Source organism: Achromobacter sp. PD1 (genome assembly GCF_048541815.1).
Lineage (GTDB): Bacteria > Pseudomonadota > Gammaproteobacteria > Burkholderiales > Burkholderiaceae_B > Achromobacter > Achromobacter bronchisepticus_A.
In genome coordinates this window covers 3913762-3932059 of the sequence record NZ_CP183349.1, presented here as the reverse complement: position 1 = coordinate 3932059, position 18298 = coordinate 3913762, and the positions used below count along the sequence as shown (strand labels likewise).

14 protein-coding genes are annotated in these 18298 nt (G+C 65.9%); 3 read left to right on the top strand and 11 right to left on the bottom strand.

The window, feature by feature from the left end:
- Nucleotides 1-68 precede the first annotated feature (68 nt).
- Genes ACM1PE_RS18555 through ACM1PE_RS18540 form a run of 4 tightly spaced genes read right to left on the bottom strand, consistent with a single transcriptional unit; the run spans nt 69 to nt 6410 of the window.
- Nucleotides 69-2027: a 3-hydroxyacyl-CoA dehydrogenase NAD-binding domain-containing protein gene (locus ACM1PE_RS18555; protein ID WP_419340644.1), complete on the bottom strand. Its 1959-nt coding sequence runs from the start codon at nt 2025-2027 to the stop codon at nt 69-71.
- Nucleotides 2024-3319, bottom strand: a complete 1296-nt coding sequence (locus ACM1PE_RS18550) for an acetyl-CoA C-acetyltransferase (RefSeq protein ID WP_251882008.1) — start codon at nt 3317-3319, stop codon at nt 2024-2026. The genes ACM1PE_RS18555 and ACM1PE_RS18550 overlap by 4 nt, the downstream gene beginning before the upstream one ends.
- A 29-nt stretch (nt 3320-3348) precedes the next feature.
- Nucleotides 3349-5697: an acyl-CoA dehydrogenase gene (locus ACM1PE_RS18545; protein WP_419340643.1), complete on the bottom strand. Its 2349-nt coding sequence runs from the start codon at nt 5695-5697 to the stop codon at nt 3349-3351.
- 47 nt (nt 5698-5744) lie between these two features.
- Nucleotides 5745-6410, bottom strand: coding sequence for a TetR/AcrR family transcriptional regulator (locus tag ACM1PE_RS18540; protein WP_059372165.1), 666 nt, complete (start codon nt 6408-6410; stop codon nt 5745-5747).
- 381 nt (nt 6411-6791) lie between these two features.
- On the opposite strand from ACM1PE_RS18540, the gene ACM1PE_RS18535 reads away from it, so the two are divergent.
- The 3 genes from ACM1PE_RS18535 (at nt 6792) to ACM1PE_RS18525 (ending at nt 10739) form a co-directional block, all read left to right on the top strand.
- Nucleotides 6792-8396 carry a hypothetical protein gene (locus ACM1PE_RS18535; RefSeq protein WP_118933841.1) on the top strand — a complete coding sequence of 535 codons (1605 nt, stop codon included), beginning with the start codon at nt 6792-6794 and terminating at the stop codon, nt 8394-8396.
- Nucleotides 8397-8960: 564 nt separating this feature from the next.
- Entirely contained in the window at nt 8961-9713 is a 753-nt protein-coding gene (locus tag ACM1PE_RS18530; protein ID WP_059372168.1) for a response regulator transcription factor, read from the top strand.
- A 360-nt stretch (nt 9714-10073) separates the two neighbouring features.
- Nucleotides 10074-10739, top strand: coding sequence for a response regulator transcription factor (locus ACM1PE_RS18525; protein ID WP_059372171.1), 666 nt, complete (start codon nt 10074-10076; stop codon nt 10737-10739).
- Nucleotides 10740-10888: 149 nt separating this feature from the next.
- Here the strand turns inward: ACM1PE_RS18525 and ACM1PE_RS18520 are convergent, their stop codons facing one another.
- From ACM1PE_RS18520 to ACM1PE_RS18490, 7 genes are read right to left on the bottom strand one after another with little or no spacing between them, the layout of a single operon-like run.
- Nucleotides 10889-12145 (bottom strand): glycosyltransferase WbuB, encoded by a 1257-nt coding sequence (locus ACM1PE_RS18520; RefSeq protein WP_419340642.1) that lies wholly within the window; start codon nt 12143-12145, stop codon nt 10889-10891.
- Nucleotides 12142-12702, bottom strand: a complete 561-nt coding sequence (locus tag ACM1PE_RS18515; protein ID WP_059372172.1) for a putative colanic acid biosynthesis acetyltransferase — start codon at nt 12700-12702, stop codon at nt 12142-12144. Before ACM1PE_RS18515 ends, ACM1PE_RS18520 begins: the two co-directional genes overlap by 4 nt.
- Nucleotides 12699-13586: a glycosyltransferase family 2 protein gene (locus ACM1PE_RS18510; protein ID WP_059372178.1), complete on the bottom strand. Its 888-nt coding sequence runs from the start codon at nt 13584-13586 to the stop codon at nt 12699-12701. Before ACM1PE_RS18510 ends, ACM1PE_RS18515 begins: the two co-directional genes overlap by 4 nt.
- 13 nt (nt 13587-13599) lie before the next feature.
- Nucleotides 13600-14730 (bottom strand): glycosyltransferase, encoded by a 1131-nt coding sequence (locus ACM1PE_RS18505; RefSeq protein WP_059372179.1) that lies wholly within the window; start codon nt 14728-14730, stop codon nt 13600-13602.
- Nucleotides 14723-16018, bottom strand: a complete 1296-nt coding sequence (locus tag ACM1PE_RS18500; RefSeq protein WP_059372180.1) for an O-antigen ligase family protein — start codon at nt 16016-16018, stop codon at nt 14723-14725. Before ACM1PE_RS18500 ends, ACM1PE_RS18505 begins: the two co-directional genes overlap by 8 nt.
- Before the next feature lie 27 nt (nt 16019-16045).
- Nucleotides 16046-16948, bottom strand: coding sequence for a glycosyltransferase family 2 protein (locus tag ACM1PE_RS18495; RefSeq protein ID WP_059372182.1), 903 nt, complete (start codon nt 16946-16948; stop codon nt 16046-16048).
- Between the two features lie 20 nt (nt 16949-16968).
- Nucleotides 16969-18285, bottom strand: coding sequence for an oligosaccharide flippase family protein (locus tag ACM1PE_RS18490; protein WP_059372184.1), 1317 nt, complete (start codon nt 18283-18285; stop codon nt 16969-16971).
- Nucleotides 18286-18298 lie beyond the last annotated feature (13 nt).

Genomic DNA, 18298 nt, shown 5'->3' with positions numbered 1-18298 from the left:
TCCTCGTGATGGATAGATGTCTCTATGGCACTGCCGGTCTTGTCGTTCCGGTTTAGGGTGTACAGGTCCTAATCGGCCTCAGCCGGTCTTATACTTTGCAACGCGTTACTGCTTTGGTAATGCAAGGGGCCGCCCGTGAATGGCGCGAACCCCGTTCCGAAAATCACGCCCGCGTCGGCCAGGTCGGCGTCGGCGACGATGCCTGCGTCCACGCGCTGGCGCGTGGCGTCGATCAGCGGTTGTATCAGGCGCTGCGCCAGGCCGGCGGGCGCGCCGGACTGGCTGGCGCCCTTGACCGGCTTGCCGTCGCGCCAGACGTAGAAGCCGCGGCCGCTCTTCTTGCCCAGGTCGCCGCGCGCCAGGCGCTCGGCCAGGCAGCGCGGCGGCTCGGCGCCGCCAGCAAGTTCCGCGCCTGCCGCGCGAGCGATGTCCAACCCCACGGTATCGGCCAGCTCCAGCGGCCCCATCGGCATGCCGAATGCCACCATGGCCGCGTCCACGGCTTCGGGCGCCAGGCCCTCGTCCACGCTGCGCATGGCCTGCAGCATGTAGGGCGCCAGCACGGCGTTGACCAGGAAGCCCGGCGCGCTCTTGACCGGCAGCGCCAGCTTGTCGATCTGGCCGACGAAGGCGCAGGCTCGGGCCTGCGTCTCGCCCGCGTCGCCGTCGGCGTGCACGACTTCCACCAGCGGCATCTTGGCCACGGGATTGAAGAAGTGGATGCCGACCAGCCGTTGGGGCTGCGCCAGGTCCGCGCGCAAGGTTTCCAGCGACAGGCTGGAGGTGTTGGTGGCGAGCAGCGCATCGGCCTTCATGCGCGGCTCCAGCGAGCGGTAGAGCGCGCGTTTGGCTTCGGGCTGTTCGCTGATGGCTTCGATGACGATGTCGGCCAGCGGCACGCCGCCGCCTGCGGGATCCGGCACCAGGCGGTCGAACGCCGCGCGCGCGAGCCGCGGATCCTTCAGGCGGCGCGAGAACAGCTGGGCAGCGCGCTTGATGGCGGGCGCGATGCGCGCCATGTCCTGGTCCTGCAAGGTGACCGTCATGCCCTTGAGCGCACACCAAGCCGCGATGTCGCCGCCCATCACGCCGGCGCCGACCACGTGCACGTGGCGCGCGGGCGCAATGCCGGCCTGCTTGCCGTTGGCCTTCAGCCGTTCCTGCAGGCGGAACACCCGCAGCAGATTGCGGGCGGTGTCGGAGGAAATGATGCGCTCGATCAGCGCGGGCGCCTGCAAGGCGTTGCCGCCGTGCTTTTCCCAGATCTCGACGATGGCGGGCGCGGCCGGATAGTGGCCCAGGGGATCCTTGGCCGCGATCTGCTTACGGGCGCGGTTGGCGACGATGGCCTTGAGCGGCCAGCGGTTGGCCCAGGCCCCGAAGCCGCGCGCGCGCCGGGGCGCCTTGCGCGACAGCACGGTCTGGCGCGCGGCCGCCAGCAGCAGGCGAGGCGGCACGCGCGCGTCCGCCAGGCCCAGCGCGGCGGCGCGGCGCGCGTCGGCGCCGCGGCCGGTCAGCATCATGTCCAGCGCGGCAGGCGCGCCGATCAGCCGCGGCAGGCGCAGCATGCCGCCCCAGCCGGGAAAGATGCCGAGCATGACCTCGGGCAAGGCCAGTGAAGTACCCGGTTGGTCCGCCACCAGGCGGTAGCGGCAGGCCAGCGCCAGTTCGAGGCCGCCACCCAGGCAGTGGCCCTGGATCAGGGCCAGCGTGGGGTAGCGCACCGCGGCCAGGCGGTTGAACAGGTCCCAGCCGCGCGCCACCAGCGCGCGCGCCTGTTCGGGCGTGTCCAGGCTGGCGAACTCGTTGACGTCGGCGCCCACGACGAAGCCCGTGGCCTTGCCGGAGCGGATGACCAGGCCCGTGGGCGGGGCCGCGTCCAGCGCGTCCAGCACCACCGCAAGTTCGCTCATGGCGTCGGCGGACAAGGCGTTGACCGCGCTGCCGGCGCGGTCGAAGGTCAGCCAGGCCAGGCCGTCGGCATCGCGCTCCAGGCGCCAGTGCGCCAGCGTGTCGATAGTCGTCATGAGCGGTCCTCGTCCAGGGTTTCGACCAGCATCGCGCCGCCTTGGCCGCCGCCGATGCAGATGGCCGCCATGCCGCGCCTGGCGCCGCGGCGCTTCAGGGCCGCCAGCAGGTGCAGCACGATGCGGGCGCCGGAAGCGCCCACGGGATGGCCGATGGCGATCGCGCCGCCGTCGACGTTGAGCCGGGCCGGGTCGAGGTCGCCCCAGGCCGGCGTGCCGAAGTGCTCCTGGCAATAGGCATCGTCGCGCCAGGCCGCCAGGCAGCCTAACACCTGGGCGGCGAAGGCCTCGTTGATTTCCCACAAGTCCAGGTCATTGAGGCCCAGGCCGTGGCGCTGCATGATCGGAGTGGCCGCGTGCACCGGCCCCAGGCCCATCTGCGCGGGATCGAGACCGGCCCATTGGCTGTCGACGATGCGGCCCAGCGGCCGCAGGTTCCATTTGCGCACCGCTTCCTCGGAAGCGAGGACCAGCATGGCGGCGCCGTCGGTCACTTGCGAGCTGTTGCCCGCGGTGATGTTGCCCCAGGGCTTGTCGAAAACGGGTTTGAGCTTGGCGAGCTTCTCGGGCGTGGAATCATCGCGCACGCCGTCGTCGTCGGGGTACAGCTTGCCCTGCGTGTCGATCAGCGGAGAGATCTCGCCCAGCGCGCCGGCCGCGCGGGCCGCCAGCGCGCGCGCGTGGCTTTGCGCCGCATAGGCGTCCATGGCGGCGCGGTCGATGCCGAAGCGGGTGGCGACGTTCTCGGCGGTCTGCCCCATGGACAGGCCGACCACCGGATCGGTCAGGCCCTTGAGCAGACCGATGACGGGGGCGAGATTGCGCAGCCGGAAGCGGCCCAGCGCCGCGAGCTTGGCGCCTGCGCCGCGCGCGGCATACCAGCTGGCCAGCCAACGCACCATCTCGTCCGAATACAGCACCGGCGCGCGCGACAGCGCGTCCGTGCCGCCGGCCAGCACCAGTTCCGAACGGCCGGACTGGATGTTGGCCACTGCGGAATCCAGCGCCTGCATGCCCGAGGCGCAATTGCGCATGACGGTCCAGCCCGGCACCTTGTTGCCGCAACCCAGGCGCAGCGCGATCACTCGGCCGATATTTACTTCGTCAGGCGAAGGCGCGGCGCAGCCCACGATGACCTCGTCCAGGTCGGTGGGCGCATAAGGCTGGCGCAGCAGCAGCGCGCGGCCCGCCTGCACGGCCAGATCGCCGGCGGAGAAGGGACCCGGGCCGGTGCGCGCCTTCAGGAAAGGCGTGCGGGCGCCGTCGACGACGTAAACCGGTTTGAATGCCATCCGATTTCTCCTTTCAGGCGGCCCTGCGTTCAGGCGGCCCTGCGTTCGGCTGCGGGGCTGCCCTGGTCCGCGGCGCGCAAGTCAAAGGCGAAATCATCCACTTTCACCACCGTGTCGCGCAAGCGGTTGCGGCGTTTCACCACTGCATATTCTTCGGCGGTGATGCCGCCAATGGCGAAGGCGGCATCGGCGATGTCGCGCACGTTGGCCTGCGGATTGCCGTCAAGCGCGCCGCGCTTTTCAAGTTCGCGGACCTTGGCTTCGATGGGCTCGGCGTCCAGCGTGGCGGCCAGCGCCAGCTCGATTGCGCCCACCGGTTCGGCCTCGGTCGCGGGCAGGTGGCAGCCGGCGGTCAGGCGGTCGCGCGTCGCGCTTGGGTTGATCAGCAGCCGCGCAACGTCCTGGCCCAGCTGGTCCGAGGGCAGGGCTTGCGTGCGGCCCCAAGGCAAGACCAGGCGGCGCAGGCTCCAGGCGACGAAACGGTTGGGGTAGTTTTCCAGCACGCCTTCGATGGCTTCCTGCAGCTTGTACAACGCATCCTGGATGGACCAGTGCGCCAGCGGCGCGTCGGCCGCCTGGCGGCCTTCGTCTTCGAAGCGCTTGAGCGTGGCGCTGATCAGGTACATCTGCGACAGCACGTCGCCCAGGCGCGCCGACAGGCGCTCGCGGCGCTTGAGGCTGCCGCCCAGCACCAGCATCGAGGTGTCGGCCAGCAGCGCGAAGGCGGCGCTGTAGCGGCTGAGCAATTGGTAGTAGCGCTTCATTTCCGGCGCGACGTCGGCGTTGACGCCGACGAAACGCGCGCCGGTGAGGGCGGTGCCCAGGGCGCGCAGCTTGTTCTTTGCGACGAAGCCCACGTGGCCCCAGAAGGCGCGGTCGAAATCATCCAGGCCGCGCTTGCGGTCGGGCGATTGCGCGGCCTGCATTTCAGCCAGCACGTAGGGATGGCAGCGGATCGCGCCCTGGCCGAAGATGATCAGGCTGCGCGTGAGGATGTTGGCCCCTTCCACCGTGATGCCGATCGGAATCTGCTGGTAGGCGCGGCCCAGGAAGTTGGACGGCCCCAGGCAGATGCCCTTGCCGCCGATGACGTCCATGCCGTCGTTGACGACCTGGCGCGCCCGTTCGGTCACGTGGTACTTGACGATGGCGGACACGACCGAGGGTTTCTCGCCCAGGTCCACGGCGCCCGCCGTCATGCTGCGCGCGGCGTCCATCATGTAGGTGTTGCCGCCGATGCGCGCCAGCGCTTCCTCCACGCCTTCGAACTTGCCGACGGGCGTGCGGAACTGGCTGCGCACGCGCGCATAGCCGCCCACCGCCCGCGTCGTCAGCTTGGACATGCCGGTGTTGGAAGAGGGCAGCGAGATCGAGCGTCCCGCCGCCAGGCATTCCATCAGCATGCGCCAGCCCTGGCCCGCCATGGCCGGGCCGCCGATGATGAAATCCAGCGGCATGAAGACGTCCGCGCCGCGCGTGGGGCCATTCATGAACATGGCATTCAGCGGGAAATGGCGGCGGCCGGTGTCCACGCCCGGATGGTCGTGCGGCACCAGCGCGCAGGTGATGCCCAGGTCTTTCGCGCCGCCCAGCAGGCCGTCGGGATCGTACAGGCGGAACGCCAGGCCCAGCAGGGTGCATACAGGCGCCAGGGTGATGTAGCGCTTGTCCCAGGTGACCCTCATGCCTATCACTTCGCGGCCTTGCCATTCGCCCTTGCAGACGATGCCGCTGTCGGGGATGGCCGCGGCGTCGGAGCCGGCCCAGGGGCTGGTCAGCGCGAAGGCGGGTACTTCCTCGCCGCGCGCCAGGCGCGGCAGGTAGTGGTTCTTCTGCTCGTCGGTGCCGTAATGCAGCAGCAGCTCGGCCGGGCCGAGCGAGTTGGGCACCATGACCGAGACCGCCAGCGCCGACGAGCGCGTGGACAGCTTGGTCACGATTTCGGAATGGGCATAGGCCGAGAACCCCAGGCCCCCATATTGCTTGGGAATGATCATGCCCAGGAAACCCTGGGTCTTCAGGTAGCTCCAGACCTCTGCCGGCAGGTCGTGGCTTTCCTGGGTGACATGCCAGTCATTGACCATGCGGCAGGCCTCTTCGGCCTGGACGTCGAGGAAACGCTGCTCGTCATCGCTCAGGCGCGGGCGGGGATAGGCCAGCAGGCGGCTCCAGTCGGGCCGGCCGCGGAACAGCTCGCCTTCCCACCACACCGTACCCGCCTCCAGCGCATCGCGCTCGGTGTCCGACATCTGCGGCAGCACCTTGCGGTACAGATTGAAGATCGGCGCCGACAACAGGGCGCGGCGGATCGGACGCACGCCCAGCAAGACCGCCGCCAGGAGCGCGACGATGACCAGAGCGTAGATGACTGCGTGCATTTTCTTGTCTCCGTGGAGGTTCTGTTCCGTCTGCGGGCGCGTGGCGCTCAGGGCACGTGCGGCAGGGGCGAGCGCAGGCCGCCGAGCAGAAAGCTCATCAGGCGCGGCAGCAGCAGGTTGGGGTTATCCGGTTGCTCGGCGTCGTCTATGGTCCAGCCCGTGACCGAGCGCAACAGGTCGGTGCCGATGATGGCGTACGAGGTGGCGCCCAGCATGAACTGGAAGCGCCACATGATTTCCGCGCGGGGTACGTCGGGCAGGGCCGCGAACAGCGCGTTGCGGTAGCGCTCCAGCACGTCCGCGTACTCCTCCGCGAACAGCGCGCGGATGAAATCGGAGGGGTCGGTCATGGTGCGTTCGAGCAGCGGCAGGAAGGTGCTGCCCGCCTGCGCGGGATCCGCCGCCAGGCGCAGCAACGTGCCGAAAAAGGCATCCACGATCTGCGACGGCTTCAGGGGCCTGCCTTCGGCTTGCGTCTCCAGTTCATCCAAAAGTCGCAAGCGCTCGCGGTTCAGCACTTCCAGGCGGCGTTTGAGCACCGCCTGCACGAGTGACTCCTTGGAGCCGAAGTGGTAGTTCACCGACGCCAGATTGACGCCGGCGGCCGCGGTGATCTGGCGCATCGAGGTTCCATCGTGTCCCTGCTGGGCAAACAAGGCCTCGGCGGTGTCCAGGATGGATTCACGGGTGAGGGATGGTCTGATTTCTTGCATAAGGTTGAATTCAAACGTTTGTTTAAAAACAATTATGCGTGAGAGATGGTTGAGACGCGAGCCTCGGCTATCCCCAATAGGGTTTACCACTACCGGCGCGCGATTCCAGCGTTCAGGACCGACCGGATTTTCGCCAGCCTCCGCCAGAGGGATGACAAATCTCATGCGGAGGGAGTAACGATTTCCTAGTGTTTGCGCATGATCCTGAGCCATTCGTCCTCGGACTGCCGACCTAGGATGAATGTGGTCTGGAACGGAGGCGCAAAACCCCGCAGTATCAGCGCGAGGAGTTGATTCTGTCGCGCCCCTGAATACGCAATGGCTAGCCCGTTCGCCCTACCGGACGGAAGGCCGATCAGCCCTGGCACAGGAGCAGGAGAAATGAAAACCTACAGAGTGGGACTGCTGGTTGACGGGTACGAGCAACCCGGTTGGATGCATGAGATGGTGGATTGGCTCAGGCATAGCCAGGATTTTGAAGTCGCTGCTTTGCTGGTGATAAGCGAGGAGGGCGGCGAGAAAGCGCCCCGCCTGGGCGTGCGCGCCCTGTTTGGCGCCCTGTCGCGTCTGGAAGCGCGGCTGTTGCCGGCAAAGCAGCGGCAGGCGCTTGCGTGCCGCGACATGCGGGAAAGCGTGCCGCAGGATACGGCCGCCGTCCTGTCGCTGGCGCCTGGCATGTCCGCGGACGAGATGCAGGGCCAGGTCGCGGCGCTGGGCCTGGACCTGGTCATCACGCTGGGCGCATCGCCGGCCACGCGTGAACAAATGGCGGGCTGGACGCGGCTGGGGGTATGGCAGCTGAGCTATTCGGATATTGCGGTGGCGACCAGCCGCTATGCCGGCTTCTGGGAGGTCTATCAGCGCGAAGATCACACCACGGTGAAACTCTGGCGCGTCGGACCGCGAGAGGACCAGGACGAACTGCTGGACCAGCGCAGTTTCAACACCGAAGTGTTCTGGTTGAAGAATCAGGCGCGCGCGTTCAGCCTGGGGAATTTCATGGTGTACGACGCGCTGCAGACGCTGGCGCGCGTCAAGCAAGGCGTTGCGCCGCCGAGCATGCAGATCATGAGCGGCTTGCGGCGCGATGATCCGGTGGAATGGGATAGCGCCGCATATATTGCGCGTCAGGCCTGGTTAATGTCGGATTTGATTGTGCGCCGCGTCATGAAACGCAATGTGCGCTGGCGGATCGGCATGTTTCCCTCTGCGCGGCAGCAGGCGGTGGTATCCGAGGCCATGGTGTTGCAGCCACCCAAGGGCAGATTTTTTGCGGATCCGTTCGTATATACCCAGGATAAAAAGCCGTATATATTTTTCGAGGATTACGATTTTACTTCCCGCAAGGGCACGATCTCGGTCGCGACCTACTCCGACGGGGCTTTCCGCCTGTTGGGGACGGCCTTGAACCTGCCCTACCACCTGTCATTTCCCTATATATTCGAACACGAAGGCGTCACCTACATGGTGCCGGAGACTTGCGGAAATCGCAGTATTGAACTCTGGAAATGCACCGATTTTCCGCTTAAGTGGGAGCTTGACGTAAATTTGATGACGAATATATCCGCCGTCGATACCATTATTTTCAAGCACGGCGAATACTGGTGGTTATTAACTAATATTGACCGGACCGACGGTCAAAGCCATTGCGACGAATTATTCGCTTTCTTTTCGGATTCGCCGCGCTCGACCGAGTGGACGCCGCATGCCTGCAACCCCATCGTGCGCAACCCGATGCGGGCGCGCAACGCCGGAATCGTTGTGTCGCCTGGCGGAGAGGTGATCCGCTGTGCTCAGTACCAGGGCTTCTGCCACTACGGCAAGGGCGTGTCGCTGAACCGGATCGAGGAACTAACGCCATCCACCTACGTGGAAACGGACGGCGAAATCCACTACGCAAGTTTCCTGAGAAAACGCCATGCTTCGATGCACCATTGGCATCATCAGGGCGGGCATACGGTATTTGACTTCGCCTATATGGAGTAAATCGTTCCGGAAACGCAAAAATAAAAATGTTACCTATATTTCGATTACGAGAAAGACGCACGGGCTTGATGTGTCCGCGGAAACATATAGACAGTTATTGTCCTGGTTCCGGAACTTCCAGGCCGCGCCCGGCGGATGCCGCGGCGCGGCTTTTTTACGGCTGTAACATCGGCCTGCCTTAGCCTGGAAGCCACGTCCGTCCTGCATCTTCCATAGGGAAAGCGCAAGCTCCTCATGGGGAATTCCTGGTGAAAACCCTAGCGCCGGAATGGATGAGATGCGCGTCTCGTCCGGATTTACGATGATGATTAAGGCTAACGAATGATTTCTGTTTTTGTCGGATTATATCGAGCCGAAACGTCTTGATTTTGACAATTTCGAACCATAAGATGGGTCCATGCCATCCGTTATGTTGGCTACCAAAGTCTCCCAGCCCAAATGCTCCGGTTCAGCTTCATTAGATATTCCGGAATATTGCGGACTCGCACCGCGGGGTTGGAAAAAAAATAGTCTTCAGCACAGCGAAGATCCCTTCTAGGCCCGTCGAAAAACCGGGAGGACACCATGGCCAAGATGGTCCTGATTGAAGCCCATCCGCTCCTGCGGTTGGGGTTGTGGCAGATTCTGAGCAAGTTGGATGATGTGTGGGAAATCGAGGGGATGGGTTTGGCTGACATCTCCAAGGCGGACGGCGTGCACGCGGGCGCCGACCTGTTGATCTACGGATTGCCGGTGGATACCGACGAAGCATGGAGCGCGCTGCATGAAATCCAGCGCGTGCTCACGCCCAAGCGGATCCTGCTTCTGACGGACGTCATGCCCCTGCCCATGCCGGTGCAGGGCCTGCCCGGGGCAAGCGTCTACGGCTGCCTGATGAAGACGGCCTCGGTGGAGATCCTTGAAGCGGCCATCCGCCTGGTCATGGCGGGCGGGCAGTGCTTCCCCAGCGAACAGGCGTTGCAGGCTCCCGCGCAAACGGTCTGCGCCTTGCCGGCCCGGGAAGCCGACGATGCCGCCGCCAGCAAGGGCTCCATGCCCGTCAGCGCCGGCGCGCAGCTGCTGCAGATCACGCCGCGACAATACGAGGTGCTGGTGTTGCTGGCGCGCGGTTATCCGATCAAGACCGTCAGCAGGATGTTGAACATTTCGGTGGCAACGGCCAAGACGCATGCATGCACGCTTTATCAGCGCTTGCATGTCAAGAACAAGGGCGAAGCCGTGTACGCGGCGCTGCAACGTGGCGCGACCTTGGAATGGCATGAGCCCAATGGCAGGGATGTGGACGCCGGGCAGCTCTATGGGCGCAAGCTCGGGTAGCGCGGCCGTGGTTGCGCTGCCTGCCCGGCAGCCTGGAACGCAAGCGTTCCATTGCTGCCGGGTATGCGCATAGCCATCATGGCTAATTCTTACACAGCAGTATCCGCGGTCGCAGTGCTGCTGCATTCCTCCACCAATCATCCTCCTGAACGAGATTCAGCGAACGTAGCCGCTGATAGCATGGGTTGTGTCCGCAAGACTGGATCGAGAGGGCGAACCACTCCGCCTCGCCATCGCGATTCCGTGCCGCGGACGAGATTCCCGTGAGGTCGGTGACGCCAGCAGCCTGCCGTTGCAGCAATGATGCGCCAGCGTCATGGGAACCGTGTATGGGCCATGCGTCACAAGGTTCCCCCCGGGATGACAACCGTACTGATCGAAGACTACGCTCTGCTCCGTGTCGCGATCCAGCATGTGCTGGAGCGTGCGCGGAACACCGACGATATTCTGGCCATCTCGCCAGCCCAATTGCTCACCATGTCCAGTTCGATCAATCGCCCAGTGGAACTGCTGGTGATGGGTTGCAGCGGCCTGGCCGAGCAGGACGTCGGGCTCCTGTCCCAATCGATGGCGTTCTTCATGCCGCGGCTGGTGCTGGTGCTTTATTCGGTACTGGACCCGGGCGTCATGGCGGCGTGCGCGCGGGCGGGCGTCGCGGGCTACATGCCCAAGGCCTCCAGCCCCGATGCGCTGGCGGCCGCGGTCAGCCTCGTCATGGCGGGCGGCGAGTGCTATCCGCAGCCCGCGGCCCGACCTCAGGGCGCCTCGCATCCGCCAACCCAGGAACTAAGGGAACTGACCCAACGGCAGGAAGAGATCCTGCAGTTGCTGGTGCAGGGCAAGACCATGCGCGAGATCGGCCAGCAGGTCGGCATATCGGTGGCCACGGTGAAGAGCCATGCGCGCACGCTGTACTGGAAACTGAACGCGCGCAACCAGGCCGAGGCGGCCTATATCGCCGTGCAGATGGGACTGGTCAGAAGCGGCAACGGCGCAACGGCCGCCAAGCATGATCCCGATGCGTAGGATGGGTTAGGCGCGAGAGATCCGATGCAAGAGCGTCGGTCTCGAGCGCGCGTAACCCATCGCCAACCGCCCAAGGAAAATTGAACGCGTCGCAGCGTTGACGGCTTGCACGCGGCAGATGCGAAAGGCTTGTGCGGTCGTTCGGCCGTTCAAACGCCCGCGCCGCGGGCCGCATGCTTGCCCTTGGCCGCAACCAGCGCTTCGAATTCCTGTTCCGCCGCAGCCAGCACGCTGTCGACGTGCAGATGCGTCTGCGCGTACTGGCGCGCCGCGGCGCCCAGGGTTTCGCGGATCTGCGCGTTGTAGCTGAGCTTGCGCACCGCCTCGGCCATGGCGGCGCCGTCTTCCGGCGGCGTCAGCAGGCCGCAGCGCGCGACCACGCCGGCCAGCTCGGTGCCGGGCGCGGCGCCGCACACCACGGGCCGGCCGCTGGCCAGCATGCCGGTCAGCTTGGACGGCATCACCAGGTCGGCGGCGCCGGCGCGTTGCGGCAGCAGATGGATGTCGGCTGTGTTGAGCAGTTCGCCCAGGCGTTCGGCCGGCTGCAGGTCCAGGAAGACGACGCGGGCCAGGCCCTCGCATTGCTGCTGCAGCGGCGCGCGCTCGGGTCCCTGGCCGCAGAAGACGAACCACAGGCGCGTCTCGCGGCTGAGTCTGCGGGCCACGTCGGCCAGCGTCTGCAAGCCCTGCTTGCCGCCCATGTTGCCTGAATAAAGCGCAACGATGGCGTCGTGAGGAATGCCCAGCTCGGCGCGGTAGTCGCCGCCGCCGGCGCGCGGCGCGATCGCATCGACGTCGATCCAGTTGGGCAGCAGCACGGCGCGGCCCGGGTCCACGCCCTTGGTCCGCGCCAGGTCCAGCATGCGGTTGGAAATGGTGGACACGCGGTCGAAGCGGCGCATCAGCCAGCGTTCGGCCCTGAGCACCATGGCGCGCAGGCCGGCGCCCTTGAGCAGCCCCAGCTCGAACGCGGCGTCCACTTCATAGTCCTGGATGTGCAGCCAGGCGCGGGCGCCGCAAAGCCGCGCCGCCAGCCAGGCGGCGGGTGCGCAGAATAGCGCGGGTTCCACCACCAGGATGATGTCCGGCCGTCCCGCGGCCGCGCGCAACAGCGAGGGCAGGCTGGACAGGGCGAAGCTGGCCAGGTGGATCAGGCGCTTGAGGCCGCCCGGCCGTTCGGGAACCCAGAGCGGCGCGCGGCGTACGGTGACGCCGCGCAAGACTTCCTTGCGGTAGCGGCCGGCGCGATAACCATCGTGCACCTGCCACTGCGGATAGTAGGGCGGGGCCGTCACCACGCTGACGTCGTGGCCGCGCGCAGCCAGCCATTCGGCCAGTTCGGCGCTGTATTTGCCGATACCTGTGAGTTCAGGCGCGTAGTTGATGCCGTAGATGAGGATTTTCATGCCGGGCCAGCCTGGCGCGGGCGTACCGGGCGGCATGGGTTGCCGTGGCACACCATGGCGGGCGGCATGTTGCGGAATACCGAGCTGCGCGCGCCGATCACGGCTTCGCGTCCGACGGTCACGCCGGGGCCGATGAACACGTCGGTCGCCACCCACGCGCCGTCCTCGATGCGCACGGCGCGTTCTCGCAAGGGGAAATCGGGTTGCCCCGCATCGTGGTCGGCGGCGCACAGGTAGCTGCGTTGCGACACCACGGCGTGGGCGCCGATATGGATGGGCCCCAGGCTGTAGATGACCGCGTCGTCGCCGATCCAGGCGTAGTCGCCGATTTCGACCTTCCAGGGATAGGTCACGGTGGCGGTGGGCCGGATCAGGACCTTGCGGCCGACCCGCGCGCCGAAGCAGCGCAGCAGCCAGCGGCGAAAGCCATAGGCGACCTGCGGCGACCAGCGGAACAGCGTCGCCTGCACCGTCCACCAGAGCTGCACCGTCAGGGCGGAGCGGCCGCGCTGGCCGGGCGCCAGCGCAAAACGGTCGAGCTGCTGCAGGGCGCTCATTTGGCGGCTCCCGCCACGGCGTCGTCGCGCGCGGCGGCGGCGCTGGCCTGCCGCGCCTTCTGGATTTCCTCGGTCTTGATGCGGATCTGCCAGTAGTACATGGCGCGCGCCACCGCGTAGTCGTAGCCCGCCTTGCCGTCCAGGAAGCCCAGGCGGAACACATAGGAATGCAGGAACGAGATGGGCGCCTTGAACGGCATGGCCTGGAAGATGCGCTTGAGCAGGGCGCGCGCGCCCACGTTGGCCTCGCGCGGATCGTTCATCAGGCCTTTGGTGCGCAGGTTCGCTTCCCAGTCGGAATAGCGGTTGTGCTTGTCGAAATAATGGAACAGCGAATCATGGTCGTTGTGCACCATGCGCTGGCGCAAGGCGAAGGTCTCGCCTTCGACTTGCGGCTGGTAGTGGCCTTCGACCTCCCACATGTGCGCCACGTCCAGGTCGTCATAGTCCAGGAAGCGCGAGCGGTCGCGCGCCAACAGGGCCAGCTTGTAGACGCGGTGCCCGTGTTCCAGCTTCTTGCCGCAGAACACGTAATCGAACGGCACGAAGGCGCCGCCCGCGCCCGCCGCGAAGCGCGGCAGGGCTTCGCGTATCTCGGCGGCCAGAGCGGGCGTCATCTCCTCGTCCGCGTCCACGTACAGCACCACCGGATGCGAGAACGGCAGCTGTTCCAGGCACCACTGTTTCTTCTTGGGATACTTGCCGTTCCACTGGAAGTTGGAGACCTTGGCGCCCAGCGCCGTCGCCATGGCGCAGGTCGCGTCGGTGCTGTTGGAGTCCACCACGAATACTTCGTCGAATTCGACCAGCGCCTTCAGGCACTTGTTGATGTTGCGTTCCTCGTTCTTCGTCATGACGACGACCGATACCGGTATCTTCTGCATGATGCTGTCCTGTTCAGGGCGTGCCGCGCTGCATCAGCGGGCGGAAGAGGGCGATGACGTTGCGGCAGTGCCGTTCCAGTGAAAAGGCGTCGGCGCGTTCCGGGCCTTGCTCGGCAAACCGTTCACGCGTTTCCGCGTCATAGGCCAGGCGGCGCACCGCCTCGGCCAGGGCCGCGGCGTCGCCCACAGGAACCAGCAGGCCGTAGCGGCCGGAATCCAGGATTTCAGCCGGGCCATGGGGACAGTCGGTGGATATCACCGGCACCCCCAGGCACAGCGCCTCCACCAGCACATTGCCGAAGCTCTCGCGCAGGGAGGTCAGGGCGAATGCGCCGGCGCCCGCAATCACCGGGAACGGGTTGTCGATATGGCCGGCCAAGGTGACCGGGCTGCGCGAGCCGCGCTCATCGATGCGCTTTTGCAGGGCGGCGTGCTCGGATCCTTCGCCCAGGATGGTGAAGCGGATGCCGGGGTCGTCCAGCAGGGCGGCCGCGTCGATCAGCGTCGCATAGTCCTTCACCGCTTCGAGCCGGCCCACGGCCACGACATGGTAAGGCTCGGTTTGCGCGGATTCGTCGCCGCCGCGGCTGCCCTGCGCACGTACATTTTCCAGCGGCACGCCGTTGTAGATGGTGTGGACCTTGCCGCGCAGCGGCGGGAACATGCTGACCAGGTCTTCCTTGACGCCGCGCGATACGCCCACCACCGCATCGTGACGCCGGTAGGTCTGGCTGACCAGCCAGCATTTCAGGCGCCGCATGCGCGAGGCTCCGTAATGGATGGCCGGGCTGCTGTGTTCGAAGGCGACGGTGGCGAACTTGCCGCGCAGCAGCTTCTTGGCCGCCACCACCAGCATGTTGCACAAGAGGCCGTGCGAGCAGACGATGGCGGGCTTGTCGCGCCGGATCTGCATGAGCAGTTTGAAAAAGGCCACGGGCAGCATCAGCCGCAGCGCGGTCGGAGATTCGTTGACGGGGAGCGCCCGGGTTACCTTCGGATTGGATACGGGATACTCGCGGATACGCGAGCGCAGCAGGAACAAGGCGGAATCCACCCCTTGTTCCGGCAAGGCATCCACGATGAAGGCGACACATCTTCCTACGCCGCCGTGCAGGTCTGGCGCGACAAACAAGACATCAGGCATGTGGGATCACTCTAGTTGGCGTCCGGCGCGCAACGTCCGGGCGGTGGCTGGGGGCGGATGTCGTTCTTTGTTCTGGCACGGGCATGATCTGGGCATTGCGCATGAGCGACAGGCAATAGCACAGCAGGAACCCGGTGAAGGCGGTCTTGGGCGCGTACGCCAGGCCGCCGGAAAGCGAGTCGATGAAGATATAGATAGGCGCGGTGGCCAGCAGGTAGCGCCGGTGCAGCTCCAGGCCTGGATGCGCATATCGTCGGAACAGCGTGAGCAGCAGAATGAGCACGGGCGGCAGCATGATCATGAAGGTGCCGACCACGCCGAACTTCATCAGGTAGAAGGCCCAGGAATTGTGGGCGAAGGTGCTCAGCTCGAAGCCGTTCTCGCCCATGACCCAGCTGCGAAAGCCCGCGCCCTTGCCGAACACCGGACTCTCCGCGAAGAAGTCCATTTGTCCCTGCATCTCCTGGATGCGTGCGCCATAGCTGGAGTCCTCGTCCAGGCGCTCGACGCTGAAGATGCGATTGGTGAGCACGTCCAGGTAGCCGATCGCGGCGAAGACCAGCACCCCGGCGACTGCCGCCGGCGCAAAGACCAGCACGGCGCGGCGCCGGATCTCGGGGCCCGCGCCCAATAGCACGGCGATGAACACCGAGATCGCCAGCTGCAGGTATTGGCTGCGGTTCAGCGAAAACACGAGGGCCAGCAGCATATAGACCGTCAGCGCGTAGGCCTTGGGTCCGGAAACGTTGAGCGTGCGCCGGAAGTACAGCAGCGACACCACGCCGAACGGGATGGCCCATACGCCCAGCCGCACGTTGCGCAGCGGATTCGCCACGCTGAAGCCTTGCAGCTGTTCGGCCAGCATCAGCGTGGCCACGGCCAGGCAGGCCGCCACGATGTACTTCTGCAGCACCGCGTAGGCGGCCGGGCTATCGATATCCTTGTAGCAAAGAAAGGGCGTGCACAAGAAATAAAACACGATGCGCAGGTCCCGCGCCACGTCGCCGGTCTCGATGCCCGGATGATGCAGCGACACCAGGATCAGATAGATCACCGACACGGTCTGGATACCCAGCAGCATGCCCAGCATGCCGCGGGGCAGCGCATAGGCCGCGGGATCCGCGAGCCTCAACATCTTGACCACCAGCATGGCGACGAACAGGAAATCGAAGGGCGACAGCTTGAAGCTGCCGACGCCCAGGACGAAGTGGTCGTCGTTCAAGGCCAGCGCCGTGAAGGCGAACATGCCCAGCAGATGCAGGGTGGATAGGCGGCGGTGCGTGGTCATTGCGGCTCTTCTCTGTGTGGAAAGACGCTAGTGCGAAGCCCAGTCGTCGCGTCCGAAAATCTTGGTGGTCAGTTTTTCGAACAGATAGGACAGGTCTCCCTGGCGTGCGTGGGCGGCCACCTTGGACGCGCGGCACGACAGTTCGAACAGCTTGCCCAGGCCCGGCTCCGTGCGGCGGATGCGCGTGACGATCTGTTCGCGTTCCTCGAGCAGCACGTCCTGCATCAGCGCCGTCTTGGTTTCGTCGTGGGCGGTGTAAACGCCCATGGCGTCAGGCACGATCAGGTTCTTGCCTTCGCGCAGCAGCCGGCTCCACAGCTCCAGGTCCATGCAGTAGCGCATGCTCTCCTGCAAGAGCCCGTACTTCTGCAACAGGTCGCGGCGGAAGATCGCCGACTGGTTCGGGATGGACGCCTTCACCACCGTCAGCGTGCCGCGGTTGACCGGCGTGTAATGGATCTTGCGGAAGATCCGGTTGTCGGCGTCGGCCACGAACAGGTTGCCGCTGACGATGGGCGCGCGCCCCTTGGAGGCGGCCGCGCCCAGCTTGCGCAAGGCGCCGGGGAAGTACAGGTCGTCGGAATTCTGCCAGCCCACATAGTCGCCGGTGGCGCGTTCGAAGCCCTTGTTGATGGCATGCGACTGGCCGCGGTCCGGCGTGCTTTCCCAGTACGTCAGGTAGCGCTCATACTTGCGGATGATGTCCACGCTGCCGTCGGTGGAGCCGCCGTCGATGATGATGTACTCCAGCCGCGGATAGCCCTGGTTCAGCACGGACAGGATGGTGCGTTCCAGGAAGCGGGCCTGGTTGAACGAGGGGGTCACGATGGTCACTTTCGGCAACAGGCTGCCGGCGATGGGCGCCGGCGGCCGCAACTCGCGGACGAAGTCGATGAGCTGACGTGAGTACTCGTTATGACGCTTGCGCATGTAGGACCTCAGCATATGAGTTAACGGGTGGCCGCAGGCAAGGCGCCCGGAAAATCTGGGCGGGATTGACGGATGGCGAGAGCCACGCCGGCCAGCGTGATCGCCGCGTAGGCCATGCGGCCCCATGCCGCGGCGTGTTCGCCCGCCGCGTGTACCAGTCCTGCCATGACGCACAGCATCGCCAGGCCGCCCAGGCCGTTCAGGATGGCGACGGCACGCGAATTGCCCAGGCCCAGCAGGGAAAAGTGCGCCGCGGCGTTCAAGGACAGCAGTCCCGAGGCCACGATCAGCAACTGGAAGGTGCCCAGATGGCCGCTGGCGACGTTGTCTCCCAACAGCAGGTTCAGAAGCGGATGGCTGACCGCCAGCACCGCCAGCGTGGCGCTGGCCGACAGCGCCAGGTTCCACAGCATCATGCGGCGGATCTCGCGTTCGACGGCGCCGGGATAGGGGGGCGAAACCGACAGGCGGGTGACGCGCGGCATGGCCTTCTGGAAGATGGCGACCGACGCGGTATGGATGATCTGGCCGACCTGCACGCCGACCGTATAGATGGCCAGCGCGGCCGGACCCATGAGGCTGCCGACCAGCACCCGGTCCACCGAGCCGAAGGCCAGGGCGCTCAGGCTGTTCAGCCAGGACCAGCGGGAGAACCGGAAGGCGTCCATCATGGCGCTGCGGTCGCGCACCGGGCGCACCAGGATGCGGCCATAGGTGCGCGCGAACACGCGCATCTTCACGCTGCCTGCGATCAGGAGTCCCAGCGCCTGCGCCAGGCCGGTCCAGGTGGGCGATGCCGTCAGCCAGGCCGTGGCGCAAGCCAGTCCCATCGTGCCGGTGCGGCTGAAGACTTCGCACAGCGCCGTGGCGCGGAAGTCTTCGCGCCCCTTCAGGCAGCCGGAGAACAGCTGGTCATATTGCTGCGTCAGGTAGATGGCCAGCGCGGGCATGGCCAGCATCGTCACCGCCACGCCGCCGAAGGTCGCCGCCGGCCAGCCCAGGCCCACCACTGCCCACAGCAATACTGCGGCCAGGGTCACGACCCCCAGCGCGCAGCCGATCAGCGACATGCTTACGCCGGCTGCGCGATAGGCGCCGCCGGGCTCGTGCATGCGCTCGGACACCAGCTTGGTCGCCGTCACCGCCGCGCCCAGGTTGGCGGCATTGCCGAAGCCGGCCAGGGCGATGATCATGGAGTACTGGCCGAAGCCCACGGTCCCCAGCTGCCGGAACAGGATGGGCAGGGCCACCAGCGCCGCGACCGGCCCGATGCCATACTCCACCAGCCCCCAGAAGGAGGCATTGCCGGCGATATGTTTCCTGAGGAATCCGAGCATGGCTGGGGCCTGT